We start from the raw sequence: 15,259 nt of genomic DNA on the forward strand, positions 1-15,259 counted from the left end.
GATACAGAAGGCACCATCCCCATAGAGCCTCCTTACCCGTTGTTTCTGAACGCAAATCATTTCCTACGTTAAGCGTGAAAAAGAGTCAAAATTTGGCCGTTCACTACATATTGAGAATTTTATATGCGCAGGCATAGTGATCTGATCGGCCCTAGGGCACTGATTTTCCGAATGAATGCTCGCAATCGGGCAACTCCAAGATCCGACGGCCGTCAGGCTAGCCCTAGAGCGATCAATCGCTCCATGCATACGGCAGCACCGCCTTCGCGGTTTAAGAAGGCCGCGTAAAACGGCTTGGAAAAAAAGGAAGTAGCGCCGCCGGCCCGACCAGACTGGAGTCTGCGCTCAGCAGCAGCCGCTGGCAGGCTCGGGCGTCGGTTCTGCGTCAGTATGACGCAGTCATGGATGCCTGCTCAGTCGCGAATCGTTTCCTCGATCGCCTTGGCCAGCAGCTTGCCCATGCAGCGCTGGCCGAAATCGTTGAGGTGCAGGCCGTCGGAGATCATGAACTGGGCGTAGGGCATGTGCTCGCCGGTCACCCAGTCGCGCATGATCTGGAAGCGCTTGAAGACGCCGACGCCCTGGTCGCGCGCGATCGTTTCCATGGCGCCGATGTAGTCGTCCTCGTTCGACAGCGCGATCACCGCCGGGACGTATTGCGGCGTCATCAGCACCACGTCGGCGCCGGCCTTCTTGACGCGCTCCACGCCGGCGGAGAGCTTGAGCTTGAAGACATCCAGCGGCATGCCCTTCAGCGCGGCATTGGTGCCGGCCTGCCAGATCACGAGATCGGGGTCGCGCGCGATGACGTCCCGATCCAGGCGCTCGAGCATCTCGGTGACGTCCTGTCCGCCGATGCCCTTGTTGAAGATCGCGAACTTCAGGCGCACGTCGACGAACTGGCGTGCCAGCGAGATCTCCATTTGCCGCGGATAGGTGTTGACCTCCGCCGTCGCGCCATGGCCCTGGGTCGACGAGGAGCCCAGCGCCACGATCACCACCTTCTTGCGCTCCCGGATCGCTAGCTTCACCCGAGGCAGGGTGGTGCCGAGCACCAGGTTCTCGCGGGCGGCGGGGCATTTCTCCGGGCCGGCCAGGGCAGGACCCGGCGCCGCCAGCGCCAGAAGCAGGGCGGCAAGCCCCAGCGTCAGGGCCAAGGTCAGGACACCGCGGCGGCGGCCGGCGGCAGCCGGGAGATCCATCACATCGCTCTGGGCCGGCTCGGCAGGGCGGAGATTGGGCACATCGGTCTCTGGCGCAACGGTCTCTGGTGCAGCGCCTTCGGACGCCGGAGCGGATGAAGGGCGGCGGATTGTGTCGGAACGCTTGACGCTACTCTTGGCGCTGCTCTTGTCACTGCTCTTGTACCAATGTGCAAAATACGCTGCTCCCACCATGATGGCGAGTCCGGCGATGCTGACGGCCATGTCGAGCGCCTTGGGCCAGGATACAACGTCCGCATAGGTGGCCACGACCACGTAGCCGACGAAGGACAGGAACGTCCCGAGGCAGAAGATGGCCAGGGAGAATTCGCCGCAGCGCCGCAGCGGCAATGCGTACCAGCGCTGCAGGAAGGGTGAATCGGCCGGAGTCAGGCGCGCCACGAGATAGGCCACCGCCAGGAAATGGATCAGCCGCAGCGGATCGACGCTGGTCTTGTCGATCGGATAGATCAGGCGCCCGATCGCGTCGGGCAGCAGGGCCTCCAGCGGCGGATAGTACCAGCCCAGGGTCACGAAGGCGGCCGCCGCGAGATAGGCGATGGCCAGCCCGTCGAGCAGGTGCCGCGCCGGGTGCAGCCGCTCGATGATATGGCCCGTGCTGGCGAGGGTGGCGCCAGCATAGAACACGAGCTGCCACGCGAAGGGATTGAAGAACCAGGTGTTGCCCTCGGGATGGCCCGGCAGGTTCCAGTCCATCACCCGGGCCAGGACATAGACCGCGAGCGACGCCGACAGCGCCGCCCAGGGCCGCCGCACGACCAGCGGCAGCATCAGCGGGAAGCTCGACAGCAGCACGATGTAGAGAGGCAGGACATCGAGGTTGAGGGGCCGGAACTTCAGCAGCGCCGCCTGCACCAGGGTCTCGTAAGGCGTCTGCCCCAGCCCGGTGAGGTTCATGTGCTCCAGGAACGTGTCACCCTTGCTGTGCGAGACCGCCGTCCAGGCGACGGACGCCGTCAGCACCACGAACAGCATCATGTGCGCGACATAGAGCTGCCAGACGCGGCCAAGGATCCGGGCGGCGGCGCGCACCCAGCCGCCCTGGCGCATGATCCCGGAATAGGCGATCACCGCGGTGTAGCCGGAGATGAAGACGAAGATCTCGGTGGCGTCGCTGAAGCCGTAGTTGCGGACGGTCAGCCAGCTCACGATGTTGTCGGGGATGTGGTCGAGGAAGATGAACCACAGCGCCAGCCCGCGGAAGAAATCCAGCCGCAGGTCGCGCGTGTGGCGCACGCCGCCCGCCGTCGCCGCGTCGACCCGCGTCAGCCCCGCGAGGAATTCACGGATCCACGTCAACCCGCCCTCATACGTATCGAGCCTCGATCGTCGCAGCATACGTCACGCTCGCCTGACGCGGCTACACGATGTGGCGACCTTCACCGCTCCTGCACAAGCGGTCGCGATCGCCGGCAGCCAGCCCATCGATCTGCCTGTTCACCGATGTGGTGATGCCGGGCGGCATCGGTGTTCCGGTTGGCCGCGCGGGCGACGGATGCTGCGCGGAAAATGCAGGCCAGCACCGCCGCGACCGGTGGGCGCAGTCGTTGTGCGCGCGTACCGTGAGGGCTACGCTTCGGCGCAAATGTAGCGTGCGCGATGCCTCTCCTGACCCCTGCCATCGGCAAATTGGAGGCGAGCATGAGCCCTCGTCGCAGTGCCATCGAAATCCGCGCCGGCCTTGATCATCCCATCATCGATGCCGACGGCCACTGGGTCGAATACACCCCGGTCTTCGCCGAGAGAATGCGCCAGGTTGGCGGCGACAAGGCGGCGGACGGCTTCCTGGCGACGCAGCGGCGGATTTCCGATGCGCTCAGCGTCTCCATCGTCGAGCGAAAGCGGCGCGGCGTGGCAATGGAGGGATATTGGACCCGCCAGTCCACCAACACGCGTGATCGTGCCACGGCGATGATGCCGCGCATGCTGCACGAGCGGCTCGACGAGATCGGCATCGATTTCGGCGTCATCTATCCGACCGCCGGCCTTGGCATCCCGCGCATCGCCGACGATGAGACCAGGCGCGCCGTGGTCCGGGCCTTCAACATCGTCACCGCCGAGTATTTCGAGAAGCTCGGCGACCGGCTGACCGCGGCGGCGATCATCCCGATGCATACGCCCGACGAGGCCATCGACGAGATCGACTACGCGACGAATCAGCTCGGCGCCAAGGTCGGCATGTTCGGCGGCGCCTTTGCCCGCCAGCTCCCGGCAGCCCAGGGCATCGATCCGGCGCTCGCGCGCTTCACCGTGACCTATGAGATGCTGGGTCTCGACAGCGATCACGACTATGATGCCGTTTGGCAGAAATGCCGCGAGCACGGCATTGCGCCGACCTTTCACGCGGGCGGCCGCGGCTTCGGCCTGCGCAACTCGCCCAGCAACTTCACGTTCAATCATATCGGCCATTTTGCCTCCGCGGGGCATGCGCTGGCCAAGGCGCTGTTCCTCGGCGGCGTCACGCGGCGCTTCCCCGATCTGCGCTTTGCGTTTCTCGAAGGCGGCGTCGGCTGGGGCTGCCAGCTCTTCGCCGATCTGATCGAGCATTGGGAGCGGCGTGGCCGCGAAGGCCTCGCCTATATGGATCCCGCGAAGCTCGATCGCGTTCTGCTCAAGAGCCTCGTCGATCAGCACGGCTACGAAGACATGGCCGCCGAGCTGGCGCGGCGCGATGGCTGGCCCAGCCGCGAGGAAGACGAGCTCACCGGCGGCGTTCCCGTGCTGGACGACTACGCCGCTTGCGGCATCACCCGCAAGGAAGACTGGATCGAGCTCTATGCCAGGCCGTACTACTTCGGTTGCGAGGCCGACGACAGGATGAACGCGAATGCGTTTGGACCGGCCAATCCGTTCGGCGCCCGTCTCAACGCGATCTTCAGTTCGGATATCGGGCATTTCGACGTGCCGGATATGCTCAATCCTGTGCCGCAAGCCTATGAGATGGTCGAAGACGGGCTCTTCAGCCGGGACGATTTCCGCGACTTCACGTTCGCCAATGCCGTGCGATTGTGGGGCACGCAGAACCCGCGCTTCTTCGAGGGCACGGTCGTGGCCGCCGCGGCGGCAGCGGTGCTCAGCGTCGCCCCGGCCCGCGCCGCGGCGGAGTAGCTTGGCTTTGGACCGCGCGCGTCCACGCGCGCACGCGCGCGCAGCGAAGCGGAGAGCGAAAGGTTGTCGACGCTAAAGCGTCGATGCGCGCGTGGACGCGCGCGGTCCGAAAATCTTGTCACCCCTGCACGATCAGAACGACGGCCACCGTTGCGACCAGCAGGCCGGCAAGCTGCGCCGGCCGCAGGCGCTCGTGCAGCAGCACCCGGGCCAGCACCACGGTGCTGGCCGGGTAGAGCGACGTCAGCGTCGCCACGACCGCCAGCGGCGCCGCCCGGCTCGACAGCAGGTAGAGCGCGTTGGCGGCGCTGTCGAGCAGGCCCGACAGCATCGCCCAGGCCCACAGTGTGGTGGCCGGCAGCGTCGCACGCCCGATGTGCGCGAGCATACCCAGCGCCACGATCGCGAAGAGGGCTGTCGACGAAGCTCGCGCCGCCACCAGTGGCCACAGGCCTGAATCGCTGTGGGTCTGCTTCATCGTGACGTAGAAGACGCCGATCCCCAGCCCCGCCGCCAGCGCCAGGCCGAGCGCGCGCCGCGCCGAGCCGGAAGCGACGCCGGCGCGGTCCGCCTCGCGGCTGATCAGCGCCACGGCGATCGCAGCCAATGCGATCCCGAGCGTCGGCATCCAGCCGGGCCAGTCGCCACCGGCATAGGCGAACAGCACCGGCAGCGACAGCGCCGACAGGGCCGTGACCGGCGCCGCCACGCTCATGCGGCCGGTGGCCAGCGCCTGGTAGAGCAGCGTGATGCCCACCATCGTCGAGACGCCGCTGGCGGCGCCCCACAGCATGTCGGCGGTGCGCATGCCGGGCGCCGGCAGCAGCAGCGCCAGCAGCAGCAACGCGGCCAGGCCGGCGACCTGGCCGATCCCGACCACGAAAAGAACGGAGATGCGCCGCGCCGCCAAGCCGCCGACGAAGTCGCCGGCACCGTAAACGGCGGCGGCGAGCAACGCGAGCAGCACGCCGAGCATGAGGCACCGTACAGACCCTGCCGGTTGCGCGCTACCGCGCGCGCTCGCGACCGCGCCTGGCGCCGGCGATCACGTATGTGATGAATCCGGGGCGCTGCTCGTAGCGCCGTGCGCGATGCACTATCGTCGAGTCGATGGCGACTTGGCCAGTGACACGGGAGACATTCATGTCCGCGCATCCGGCTCGAACATCTGAGCATCTTGCGACTCTGTGTGCTGCCGACGGGGAGTTCCGTCTCGCCGCCCGCTTCTGGAACGGCGGCATGCGGCTGCGCATGGGCGGGACGCTGCTCGGCATGACGCTTGCCAACGGCATGCCGCGCGCTGCCGATCCCGACCAGGACGCGGCAGGCGTGATCGGCCTCGCCGCGCCGCAGCAGACGTGGGACGCGCTGCTGGCGGCTACACCGCCGCGCTTCGGCAATGACATCGCACCCCTGGTCATGGCGGGCCAGATGGCGCTAGAGGGCGACCCGGTCGTGTATGCGCAATACTACCCGGCGGTGATGCGCGCCATTGAGCTGCTGCGGCCCCCGGCGCCGTCGCAAGCGATGCCGCCGCCGGCTGCTGCCGGCCGCTTCGACAGTCCGGTCGGGCGTTACATCCACCTGCAGCTCGACGGCATGGACCACCGCGTCTACTTCGAGGAGGCAGGCGCCGGCATCCCGCTCCTGCTGCAGCATACGGCCGGCTGTCACGGCTCGCAGTGGCGCCACCTGTTCGAGCGGCCCGAGGTCACCGATCACTTCCGGCTCATCGCCTACGACCTGCCGTTCCACGGCAAGTCGCTGCCGCCCGTCGGCCCCAAATGGTGGGCAACCGAGTACCGCCTGACAGCCGCGTTTCTGCGCGCCGTGCCGGTCACGCTGGCGTCGGCTCTCAAGCTCGATCGTCCCGTCTTCATGGGGTGCTCGGTCGGCGGCCTTCTGGCGCTGGACCTGGCGCGGCATCACCCCGACGTGTTCCGCGCCGTGATCGCGGTGGAAGGCGCCTTGAAGGTCGACGCCGACGTCGAGGCGCTCAGCGCGCTGTGGCATCCGCAGGTCAGCAACGAGTACAAGGCGCGCATGATGGACTCGCTGATGAGTCCGACGTCGCCCGAGGCCTACCGCAAGGAAACCAGCCACGTCTATGCGGCCGGGTGGCCGCCGGCCTTCCTCGGGGATCTGCACTACTACCTGGTCGACTATGACCTGCGTGCCGAGGCGGCGAGCATCGATACCGGCCGGACCGCCGTGCACATCCTCAACGGCGAATACGACTGGAGCGGCTCGATGGAGCATGGCCAGGCCGCGCATGCGGCGATCGCTGGATCGACATGGACGGGGATGCAAGGCGTCGGACATTTCCCGATGTCGGAGAACCCCGACGCCTTCGTGCGCCATCTGTTGCCCATCCTCGAAGCCATCAAGGCGCGCCCAGTACCGGCTATCGGTGGAAGGTGAGTCGCGACTGTCATCCCGAGCGTAGCGAGGGATCTCCTGCGAGTGGCGCACTGTGCTTCCCACGCGGGAGATCCCTCGCTGCGCTCGGGATGACGGATGTATCAGCGACCTGCGGTTCCCCGCGCTAGCATCAGCTATCGGTAGAACGTGTCTGTGCATCGACCGGCTCGGGTCGGGCGACCTGCGGTTCGGCGAGCGGGAGCGGGCGCGACGGCGGCCGTGATGTCCCGTCGGCGCGTGCCGTGCGCGTCCATGCGCAGCGGATTCCGGCGGTCAGCCCTGCGCGCGGGTTGCTTGACCTCGACGGCGATGGTCAGATCATGGTGGATTGAAGATCCGGGGCTGCCCGGCTGCGCCGCGGGCGACGTGCGGGCGGGGCCTCGTCGCAGATCGCCGACGGCGGGCGCGCCGCGGCGGAGGGATTGAAGGCAAGCCAGGAGGTGCTCATGCGCATCGTCAATCCGACATTCGGCGTGTCCGCAGCGGGCGGCGAGGCCGTCGCCGTCAAGCCGGTCGACTGGCGCACCGATGCGGTCGCCATGTTCTCGAACTCCAAGCCCAATGCGCGCGAGCTGCTGGAAGGCATCCGCGCCCGGCTGGCCGATATCCGCAGCGTCGACAATATCGAGTTCGTGCATAAGAACAGCGCCAGCCAGCCGGCGCCGGCCGAGCTGATCGACGCGGTCGCCGGCAAGTACAAGGGTGCCCTCCTGGCGATAGCCGATTGAGGGTCCTGCTCATCGTGGAGTTTCCACGACTTCGTTGAATTGCAGAAGCGCGGCGTGGCGGCCTACGTGATCGCCACCGAGACATTCCGTCCGCTGGTGCTGGCCCAGGCCAAGGCCCGCAAGATCGAGCCGCGTCTGATCGTGGTGAAGCACCCGATCGGCGGGCTGAACGCACAGGAGCTGGCCGAGCGCATCGCCACCGCGACGGCCGGTCTGACCGAAGCCACAAGCCTGTGAGCGCCTTCGCCGTGACATCGGTGGCACGACACACTGTCGAATGAGCCATGCCTTGGCTCATTCGAAGACGCATCCACAGCGATGAATCCGCGGAACCTTGACATGACCGATACGCCCGAGACCGAGCTGCTCGACATTCCCGACGGCGATGGCGAAGCCTGGAACGAGTATGCGCTGAAGCAGGGCTGGGGCGACGGCATGCCGCTGGCCGTCCCGACCGAGGCTGCGGTCGAGAAGTTCGTCGCGGTCTGCCGCGGCGACAACCAGCCGTTCGCGCCGATATCGCCACGCCAGGTGGTGCCGACGCTCAAGAGCCTGGCCGCCAACGCGGTGATGGCGGGCTGCAAGCCGGAATACCTTCCGGTCGTGCTGGCCGCGCTGCGCGCCGTGCTGACGCCCGACTACAACCTGCACGGCACGCTGGCGACCACCCATCCCTGCGCGCCGATGCTGCTGGTGAGCGGCCCGATCCGCAAGGCGCTGGACATCAACTGCTCCAGCAACTGCTTCGGGCAGGGCTGGCGCGCCAACGCCACGATCGGCCGCGCCCTGCAGCTGATCCTGCTCAATGTCGGCGGCGCGCGGCCGGGCGAGATGGACCGCGCCACGCACGGCTCGCCGGCGAAGTACGCCTATTGCTTCGGCGAGAACGAGGAGGAGAGCCCGTGGACTCCGTACCATGTGCGCCGCGGCTTCGCGACGGGCGACAGCGTGGTGACGGCGATGGCGGGCGAGGCGCCGCACAACATCAACGACCACGGCAGCACGTCGGGCGACGGCATCATGACCACGATCGAGAACACGATCGCGCAGTCGGGCGCCAACACGATCTACGGCAAGGGGCCCTATGTCGTGGTGCTGGGCCCCGAACATGCCGGCACGCTGCATCGCGACGGCTGGACCATCGAGAGCATGCGCGACCGCCTGTTCGAGCAGGCGCGCGTGCACGTCTCGCGCGTGTCGAAGGAGAACCAGCAGAGCTACGCCGAAGCCGGTCACGTGCCGGTGAACGACCACTACAAGATCGCGCCGACCCCCGACGACATCCACATCCTGGTCGCGGGCGGTCCCGGCAAGCATTCGGCCTGGATCCCGTCCTTCGGCGGCACGGCGGTGCCATCGGTGCGGGTCGCCGGCGGTTGAGGAGATCTTCCCGCCACGCCTGACGGAGCCAGCGACGTGACCGACGAACTGCCGCTGTTCGAGGAGTCGGCGCCGTGGGACGCGGCGCAGGCGGCGCTGGAGGAGCAGGGCCTGGGCGATGGCCTGCCGCTGGTGATCCCCACGCGCCGCCGGCTCGAGGCCATGCTGGCCGGTATCGACGAGCCTGAGCGAAGCCTCGGGCAGATGCCGCCGCTATTCGGCGAGCTCACCCCGGCGGCCGTGGCCTACAGCTGCGTGCTGGCCGGCGCGCGGCCGGCCGAGCTGCCGGTGGTGCTGGCCGCTGCCGCGGCGTGCCTCGAGCCGGACTTCAACCTGCTGGGCGTCCTCACCACCACCGGCACGACCGCCGTTGCCGTCCTCGTGCACGGACCGATCGCGCGCCGGCTCGGCATCAATGCCGGCACGAACTGCCTCGGACCGGGCAACCGCGCCAATGCCGCGATCGGCCGTGCCTTGGCGCTGATGCTGCGCAATGTCGGCGGTGCCCGGCCGGAGATCGGCGACATGGCCACGATGGGCCAGCCAGGCAAGTACACGTTCTGCTTTGCCGAGAACGACGATGCGATCGTGCCGGCGCTGCCGGTGCGCCGCGGCTTCGCGGCCGACGGCGACGCGGTGACTGTGCTGGGCGTGTCGGGGACGGCGGAAGTGCTGCCCTCCGGCGACGGCGCCTCACCCGAGGCGATCCTGCAGCCGGTGGCGACGGCAATGCACGCCGCGATCACCGTATCGGGCGCGGCACGCAAGCCGACGCGCGGCGAGCAGGTGCTGCTGCTGCCGCCCGAACTGGCGCGGCTGATCACCCGCCACGGCTGGGACCTGGCGGCGATGCAGCGCTACCTGTTCGCCGCGCACCCGGTGGCGCGTGCGCCTGAGGACATCCATGTGATCGTCACCGGCGGTCCGGGCATCAAGATGACCTACCTGCCGCTATGGGCCGGCGGCACGCGCACGACGACACGCCTCGTGTGATCGCGCGTTTGGCTCGTAGAGTGGCATCCCGAAAGTGTGTGTCATCCCGAGCGCAGCGAGGGATCTCCCGCGAATGGCACACCGTGCGCCTTGCCGCAGGAGATCCCTCGCTGCGCTCGGGATGACAGCCATATGATTGCCCTCGCTGCGCTTGAGATGACAGCCATATGATCGCCATGCCGGCGCGCGGGATGACAATCGTCCGCGCGGCGCCATGGCATGCTCGCCGGAGGCTCATGACGCACAGCGCTCTCACGCTTGAACCGGTGACGCCGGATGACGGTGAGGCGCTGCTGGTGATGGCGCACGCCTTTCACGCCGAGGATGGCCATCGCCTGAGCGATGCCGGCGTCGACGCGGTGCGCGCGGTTTGCCGTGGTGATCCGATGGCCGCCGGGTTCTTCCTGCGCTTCGGCACCGTGCGCGTTGGCTACGCCGTGCTGACATTCGGCTTCAGCATCGAGCACGGCGGCCGTGATGGCTTCATCGACGATCTCTACGTGCTGCCGCAGGCACGCGGCCAGGGGCTGGGTACCGCGGCCATGGCGCTGCTCGAGGCTGTCGCCGCCGTGCACGGCGTGCAGGCTCTGCACCTCGAAGTCGAAGGTGGCAACGCGCGGGCCGAAGCGCTCTATCGCCGACGCGGCTACCGCGCCACGGCGCGCAAGCTGATGAGCAAGCGGCTGGCGCGATAGCGAACGGCGGCTACTGCCCCCTGATCTCGTCTGCGGCGCGGCGCAGGATGGCGGCGATGCGACGCTGTTCATCAGCGGGAGCGTTGCGCTTCTCGCGCAACAGCGCGCGCAGGTCGTGGCGGGCGCTGCGCAGCTCGCTGGTGGTGCCGCGCGGATCCTCCTCGACATCGTCGCCGGCGAAGGCCCGGCGCACCCGCTCCATGCGGCTGCCGATATGCGCCAGCTGGCCGAGCAGGGCATCGACCAGGCCGCGATTGTCGTCAAGATAGGCGCGACCGCCGTCGGTGATGCTGTAGCGCTTGCGCGTGCCGTCGGCTTTGGCCGTGACGTGGCCGACCTCCTCCAGGTAGGTCAGCGCCGGGTACACCATGCCGGGGCTGGGGCTGTAGAAGCCGGCCGAGCGTTCCTCCAGCGCCTTGATGAGCTCGTAGCCGTGCCGCGGCTGGTCGGCCAGCAGGCTCAAGAGCAGCAGCTGCAGGTCGCCCGAGCCCAGCTTGCGGCCCGTACGGAAATTGCGGCCGCCCAGGCCGCCGTCGTCGCCGAAGCCGGCGGCGAACATGCGAAAGCCGCGGCCGTGCCGGTGCCGGCCGACGAAGCCGCGCCACCGTTCGTGGAAATCGCCATAGGCGGGGTCGCAATGACGGTGCATGATCGTGATTCTTTCGTAGAACATAAGTCTTAAGATATATCATTCGATGGGTCTGTCAAGAAGCGCGCGTGCGAAGCGCGCATCGGCGCGGGTCGCGCCGATGCGGGGCTTGGTGGGTTCGAGACTGCCGGGGTTCGCGCTGCGCGTGAATGCGGGCGAGGACGCCCGCGGTCCGAAAGGGGCGGGGACGCCCGCGCTCCGAGCTCAGGTCTTCACGACGCGCAGATGATGATGGTCGCGCCGCGCCAGCGCGCCGTAGACATGCAGGTAGTCCTCGGCCATGCGCCGGGCCGTGAAGCGCCGCTCGAACTGGCGCCTGATGCCGGTGCGCGACAGCGTGGGCAGGCGCTGCACGGCGGCGACGGCGCCGACCTCGTCCTCGACCACGAAGCCGGTGACGCCATCGTCGATGATCTCCGGCACCGAGCCGCGGTTGAATGCGATCACCGGCGCGCCACAGGCCATCGCCTCGATCATCACCAGGCCGAATGGCTCGGGCCAGTCGATCGGCACCAGCAGCGCGATGGCGCCACTGAGGAACTCCGATTTCTGCGCATCGCTGATCTCGCCGATGAAGTCGACATGCGGTTGCGACAACAGCGGCTCGATATCCTTTTTGAAGTACGCGGCGTCGGCCTTGTCGACCTTGGCCGCGATCTTGATGGGCAGGCCGCAAAGTTGCGCGATGCGGATCGCGCGGTCGACGCACTTCTCCGGCGCGATGCGTCCGAGGAAAGCCAGGTATGCCGGCTTGGCTGGCTGCGGGGTGAGCAGTCGATCCGGCAGTCCATGAAGGACGGTCTTGATCCAGCCTGCCTGCGGCAGCGGCCGCCGTTGCGCATCCGAAATCGAGATCACCGGCACCGACGAGAAGGCGCCGAACACCGGCTGCTGTTCCGGCAGGTCGAGGCGGCCATGCAATGTCGTCACGAAAGGCGTGCGCTGGCGAGTGAACAGCGAGAAGGGAAAGTAGTCGAGATGAAAGTGCAGCAGATCGAATTCATGCGCGCGCTGCCGCACTCTTTCGAGCAGCAGCATGTGCAGCGACATGGGGTCACGCACGCTGGGATCGAGCCGCAGAGCGCGCGGCCAGACGGCATCGAGCTCCGCCGTTGTCTCAGAATCGCCACTGGCAAAAAGGGTGACCTCGTGGCCCATCGCCACCAGTTCTTCGGTGAGGAAGGAAACGACACGTTCGGTTCCGCCGTAAAGCTTCGGAGGGATGGCTTCAGTGAGCGGAGCGATCTGAGCAATGCGCATGTCCTCGCACCTTTCGGAAAAAGGTTCAGTGTTGTGACTGACTGTCGCGCTGACTATCGTGATTGATGGGCGCCGAAGCAGCGCCATGTGCGTTAGTACCGGTGATCAACTGCCGGCCCGCGTCACTGTTCCCAAGCATACACAAAACGAGACGCCACCGATCTACGCAGGAGATTGAGGCAAATGCAAGATCGCGGCCTTCACCAAGCCTCGCCCGTCGACAATTTGCTCGACGACGGCGCGGGCGGCCACTCAAGTTATTTGGTGCGCTACGCGCATCGACCGTTGTTGTTCATCCTGCGCTACGTAAGGCATCGCGCGCCGTCTCACTCGATTGTCATTACTTCCGTTCTCGCTGCAGTGGGCTGCGCCATTGCTTCGCAATACGCCATCAAGAACCTGATCGACGTGCTGTCGACGCCCGATCCCGGCGATCTCGTATGGGCGGCGTTCATTATCCTGACGGGGCTGATCGCCGCCGACAATCTGCTGTGGCGTGTCGGCGGCTGGGCGGCCAGTCACGCATTTGTCACGGTGACCGGCGACCTGCGGCGTGATCTCTTCCGGCATCTCACGGGACATGCGCCGGGATATTTCGCCGACCGCCTGCCCGGCATGCTGGCCAGCCGCATCACCGCCACGGCCAATGCCGTCTACACCACCGAGACCATGTTCACCTGGAACGTGATGCCACCGGCTGTCGCGGTGATGGGCGCGATCGCGCTGCTGAGCGCCGTCAATGCGCCGCTGGCGGGCGTTCTCGTGATCATCGCCGCCTTCATCGTGGCCGTGATGTTCAAGCTGGCCGACCGCGGCCAGCCACTGCACCACGCCTTTGCCAGCAAGGCAGCGCTGGTCGACGGCGAGCTCGTCGACGTGATCGGCAATATCGGCGTCGTGCGCGCGTTCGGTGCAACCATGCGCGAGCGGCAGCGTTTCTCCACGACGGTCGACAACGAGATGGACGCGCGGCGACGCAGCCTGCGCTACCTGGAGAAGCTGCGCCTGCTGCACGCCGCGCTGACGGCGACATTGACCGCCGGCGTGCTGGGGTGGGCGCTCAAGCTGTGGCAGCAGGGCACCATCACCACCGGCGACGTGGTGCTGGTCTGCTCACTGGGCTTCACGATCCTCCACGCCTCGCGTGACCTTGCCGTGGCGCTGGTCGAGGTCACGCAGCATATGGCGCGCCTGGGCGAGGCGCTATCCACGCTGCTGCTGCCGCATGAGATGCGCGAGCATCCGCGCGCCACGCCGCTGGCGGTCCGCGGCGGGCGCGTCGAGTTCGACGGCATCGACTTCGCCTATCCCGGCAGCCGTCCCGTGCTGCGCGATTTCTGCCTGCGCGTGGCGCCAGGCCAGCGCATCGGGCTGGTCGGACGCTCGGGCTCGGGCAAGTCGACGGTGCTGGCGCTGCTGCAGCGCTTCTACGATGTGCAGGGCGGCTGCGTGCGCATCGACGGCCAGGACGTGGCGCAGCTGGCGCAGCAGAGCCTGGGCGAGGCGATCGCCGTGGTGCCGCAGGACATCTCGCTGTTCCATCGCTCGATCCTCGAGAACATCCGCTACGGCCGACCCGAGGCCAGCGAGGTTGAGGTGATGGCTGCCGCCGAGGCGGCAGGCTGCCGCGGCTTCATCGGCGCGATGCCGCAAGGCTTCGCGACCGTTGCCGGCGATCGCGGCATCAAGCTGTCCGGTGGCCAGCGGCAGCGCATCGCGATCGCGCGCGCCTTCCTCAAGGACTCGCCGATCCTGCTGCTCGACGAGGCGACCTCGGCGCTGGACAGCGAATCGGAGCAGGCGATCCACGATGCGTTGGCGCGCCTGATGCGCAACCGCACGGTGATCGCCATCGCGCACCGCCTGTCGACCTTGCGCGACTTCGATCGCATCGTGGTGATGGATGCCGGGCGGATCGTGCAGGACGGTTCGCCGGCGGAGCTTGCGCGCCGGGCCGGACCGTTCCGCGACCTGCTGATGCGCCAGACCGCGCAGGCCGAGCGCGCCGCTGCATAGCGCCGCAGCGCGCCACTGGAGTGGCGCGCGCCCAGCGGTCTATCCTGTCGGGAGTTGAACTTTCCCGACGGAGTCTTTCATGGCAAGGCAACCGCTGATCCTCGTGCCCGGTCTGTTGTGCGATGAGGATCTGTGGCGCGATCAGCTTCCGACGCTGGCACCCGTCGCCGACGCCGTTGTCACGATGGAGCAGACGCGGCATCCGACGATAGGCGCGATCGCCGCCGCGATCCTCGCCACGGCGCCACCGCGCTTCGCGCTGGCCGGCCTGTCGATGGGCGGCATGATCGCGCTGGAGGTCATGCGCCAGGCGCCGGCGCGCGTGACGCGGCTGGCGCTGCTCGACACCAGCGCGCGCGGCGTCCACGACGAGGAGCTGGCCATACGCGCCGGCCGCATGGCGATGGTGCGCGCCGGCCACGTCGATATCGTGCTGGGCCTGCAGCTGGCGCGCTTCGTGCCGATGACGCGGCTGGGCGACAGTGCGCTGATCGACCGGGCGCTGAAGATGATGCGGCGCGTCGGCGCCGCCACCTATCTGCGGCAGGAGCAGGCGGTCATGACCCGCGCCGACAGCCGACCGTCGCTGGCGGCGATCCACTGTCCGACTTTAGTACTGTGCGGCCGGCTGGACGCCGCGACGCCGCTGATGCTGTCGCAGGAGATCGCCGTCGCCATACCCGGCGCCCGCCTCGACGTGCTCGAGGATTGCGGCCACCTCTCGACGATGGAGAAGCCCGAGGCCGTCAACCGCGCCCTGACGGAGTGGCTTGCGATGTAGAGAAC

Annotated in this window: 13 protein-coding genes; 8 read left to right on the top strand and 5 right to left on the bottom strand. The window is 67.6% G+C overall.

The window, feature by feature from the left end:
• Positions 1–413 precede the first annotated feature (413 nt).
• Complete coding sequence (gene opgC, locus FHP25_RS18075) at positions 414–2,522, bottom strand: OpgC domain-containing protein (protein ID WP_231712378.1); 2,109 nt, start codon at positions 2,520–2,522, stop codon at positions 414–416.
• A gap of 342 nt (positions 2,523–2,864) precedes the next feature.
• On the opposite strand from opgC, the gene FHP25_RS18080 reads away from it, so the two are divergent.
• Positions 2,865–4,331, top strand: a complete 1,467-nt coding sequence (locus FHP25_RS18080; RefSeq protein WP_178133607.1) for an amidohydrolase family protein — start codon at positions 2,865–2,867, stop codon at positions 4,329–4,331.
• A 118-nt stretch (positions 4,332–4,449) separates the two neighbouring features.
• Here FHP25_RS18080 and FHP25_RS18085 read toward each other — a convergent pair whose 3' ends face one another.
• Complete coding sequence (locus tag FHP25_RS18085) at positions 4,450–5,307, bottom strand: EamA family transporter (protein WP_147848352.1); 858 nt, start codon at positions 5,305–5,307, stop codon at positions 4,450–4,452.
• Positions 5,308–5,338: 31 nt separating this feature from the next.
• Entirely contained in the window at positions 5,339–5,476 is a 138-nt protein-coding gene (locus FHP25_RS40840; protein WP_178133608.1) for a hypothetical protein, read from the bottom strand.
• Between FHP25_RS40840 and FHP25_RS18090 the strand changes: the two genes are divergently transcribed.
• The 5 genes from FHP25_RS18090 to FHP25_RS18115 all read left to right on the top strand — a co-directional run bounded on the left by FHP25_RS18090 (position 5,475) and on the right by FHP25_RS18115 (position 10,548).
• A complete protein-coding gene (locus tag FHP25_RS18090) occupies positions 5,475–6,752 on the top strand; it encodes an alpha/beta fold hydrolase (protein ID WP_218578432.1) in 1,278 nt (425 codons plus the stop codon). The two genes, FHP25_RS40840 and FHP25_RS18090, sit on opposite strands and share 2 nt — an antisense overlap.
• 446 nt (positions 6,753–7,198) lie before the next feature.
• Positions 7,199–7,717, top strand: a complete 519-nt coding sequence (locus FHP25_RS42840; RefSeq protein ID WP_422665406.1) for a UGSC family (seleno)protein — start codon at positions 7,199–7,201, stop codon at positions 7,715–7,717.
• Positions 7,718–7,819: 102 nt separating this feature from the next.
• The gene (locus tag FHP25_RS18105; protein ID WP_147848355.1) at positions 7,820–8,860 is read left to right on the top strand and encodes a hypothetical protein; all 1,041 of its coding nucleotides are present in this window, start codon (positions 7,820–7,822) and stop codon (positions 8,858–8,860) included.
• A gap of 36 nt (positions 8,861–8,896) precedes the next feature.
• Entirely contained in the window at positions 8,897–9,853 is a 957-nt protein-coding gene (locus FHP25_RS18110; protein WP_147848356.1) for a hypothetical protein, read from the top strand.
• 236 nt (positions 9,854–10,089) lie between these two features.
• Positions 10,090–10,548 carry a GNAT family N-acetyltransferase gene (locus FHP25_RS18115; RefSeq protein ID WP_178133609.1) on the top strand — a complete coding sequence of 153 codons (459 nt, stop codon included), beginning with the start codon at positions 10,090–10,092 and terminating at the stop codon, positions 10,546–10,548.
• 10 nt (positions 10,549–10,558) lie between these two features.
• Here FHP25_RS18115 and FHP25_RS18120 read toward each other — a convergent pair whose 3' ends face one another.
• Both FHP25_RS18120 and FHP25_RS18125 read right to left on the bottom strand, forming a co-directional pair.
• Complete coding sequence (locus FHP25_RS18120) at positions 10,559–11,197, bottom strand: PadR family transcriptional regulator (RefSeq protein WP_147848436.1); 639 nt, start codon at positions 11,195–11,197, stop codon at positions 10,559–10,561.
• Between the two features lie 204 nt (positions 11,198–11,401).
• Complete coding sequence (locus tag FHP25_RS18125; RefSeq protein ID WP_147848358.1) at positions 11,402–12,457, bottom strand: glycosyltransferase family 4 protein; 1,056 nt, start codon at positions 12,455–12,457, stop codon at positions 11,402–11,404.
• A gap of 261 nt (positions 12,458–12,718) precedes the next feature.
• Between FHP25_RS18125 and FHP25_RS18130 the strand changes: the two genes are divergently transcribed.
• Positions 12,719–14,473: an ABC transporter ATP-binding protein gene (locus FHP25_RS18130; RefSeq protein WP_408068532.1), complete on the top strand. Its 1,755-nt coding sequence runs from the start codon at positions 12,719–12,721 to the stop codon at positions 14,471–14,473.
• A 79-nt stretch (positions 14,474–14,552) separates the two neighbouring features.
• The gene (locus FHP25_RS18135) at positions 14,553–15,254 is read left to right on the top strand and encodes an alpha/beta fold hydrolase (RefSeq protein WP_147848360.1); all 702 of its coding nucleotides are present in this window, start codon (positions 14,553–14,555) and stop codon (positions 15,252–15,254) included.
• Positions 15,255–15,259 lie beyond the last annotated feature (5 nt).

The sequence above is a fragment of the Vineibacter terrae genome, assembly GCF_008039615.1.
Classification (GTDB): Bacteria; Pseudomonadota; Alphaproteobacteria; order Reyranellales; family Reyranellaceae; genus Vineibacter; species Vineibacter terrae.

Excerpts from the sequence above, each read along its gene's own strand:
- FHP25_RS18080 (WP_178133607.1), top strand. The coding sequence starts at position 2,865 with ATGAGCCCTCGTCGCAGTGCCATCGAAATCCGCGCCGGCCTTGATCAT.
- FHP25_RS18085 (WP_147848352.1), bottom strand. The coding sequence starts at position 5,307 with ATGCTCGGCGTGCTGCTCGCGTTGCTCGCCGCCGCCGTTTACGGTGCC.
- FHP25_RS18090 (WP_218578432.1), top strand. The coding sequence starts at position 5,475 with ATGTCCGCGCATCCGGCTCGAACATCTGAGCATCTTGCGACTCTGTGT.
- FHP25_RS40840 (WP_178133608.1), bottom strand. The coding sequence starts at position 5,476 with ATGAATGTCTCCCGTGTCACTGGCCAAGTCGCCATCGACTCGACGATA.
- FHP25_RS18105 (WP_147848355.1), top strand. The coding sequence starts at position 7,820 with ATGACCGATACGCCCGAGACCGAGCTGCTCGACATTCCCGACGGCGAT.
- FHP25_RS18115 (WP_178133609.1), top strand. The coding sequence starts at position 10,090 with ATGACGCACAGCGCTCTCACGCTTGAACCGGTGACGCCGGATGACGGT.
- FHP25_RS18120 (WP_147848436.1), bottom strand. The coding sequence starts at position 11,197 with ATGCACCGTCATTGCGACCCCGCCTATGGCGATTTCCACGAACGGTGG.
- FHP25_RS18125 (WP_147848358.1), bottom strand. The coding sequence starts at position 12,457 with ATGCGCATTGCTCAGATCGCTCCGCTCACTGAAGCCATCCCTCCGAAG.
- FHP25_RS18135 (WP_147848360.1), top strand. The coding sequence starts at position 14,553 with ATGGCAAGGCAACCGCTGATCCTCGTGCCCGGTCTGTTGTGCGATGAG.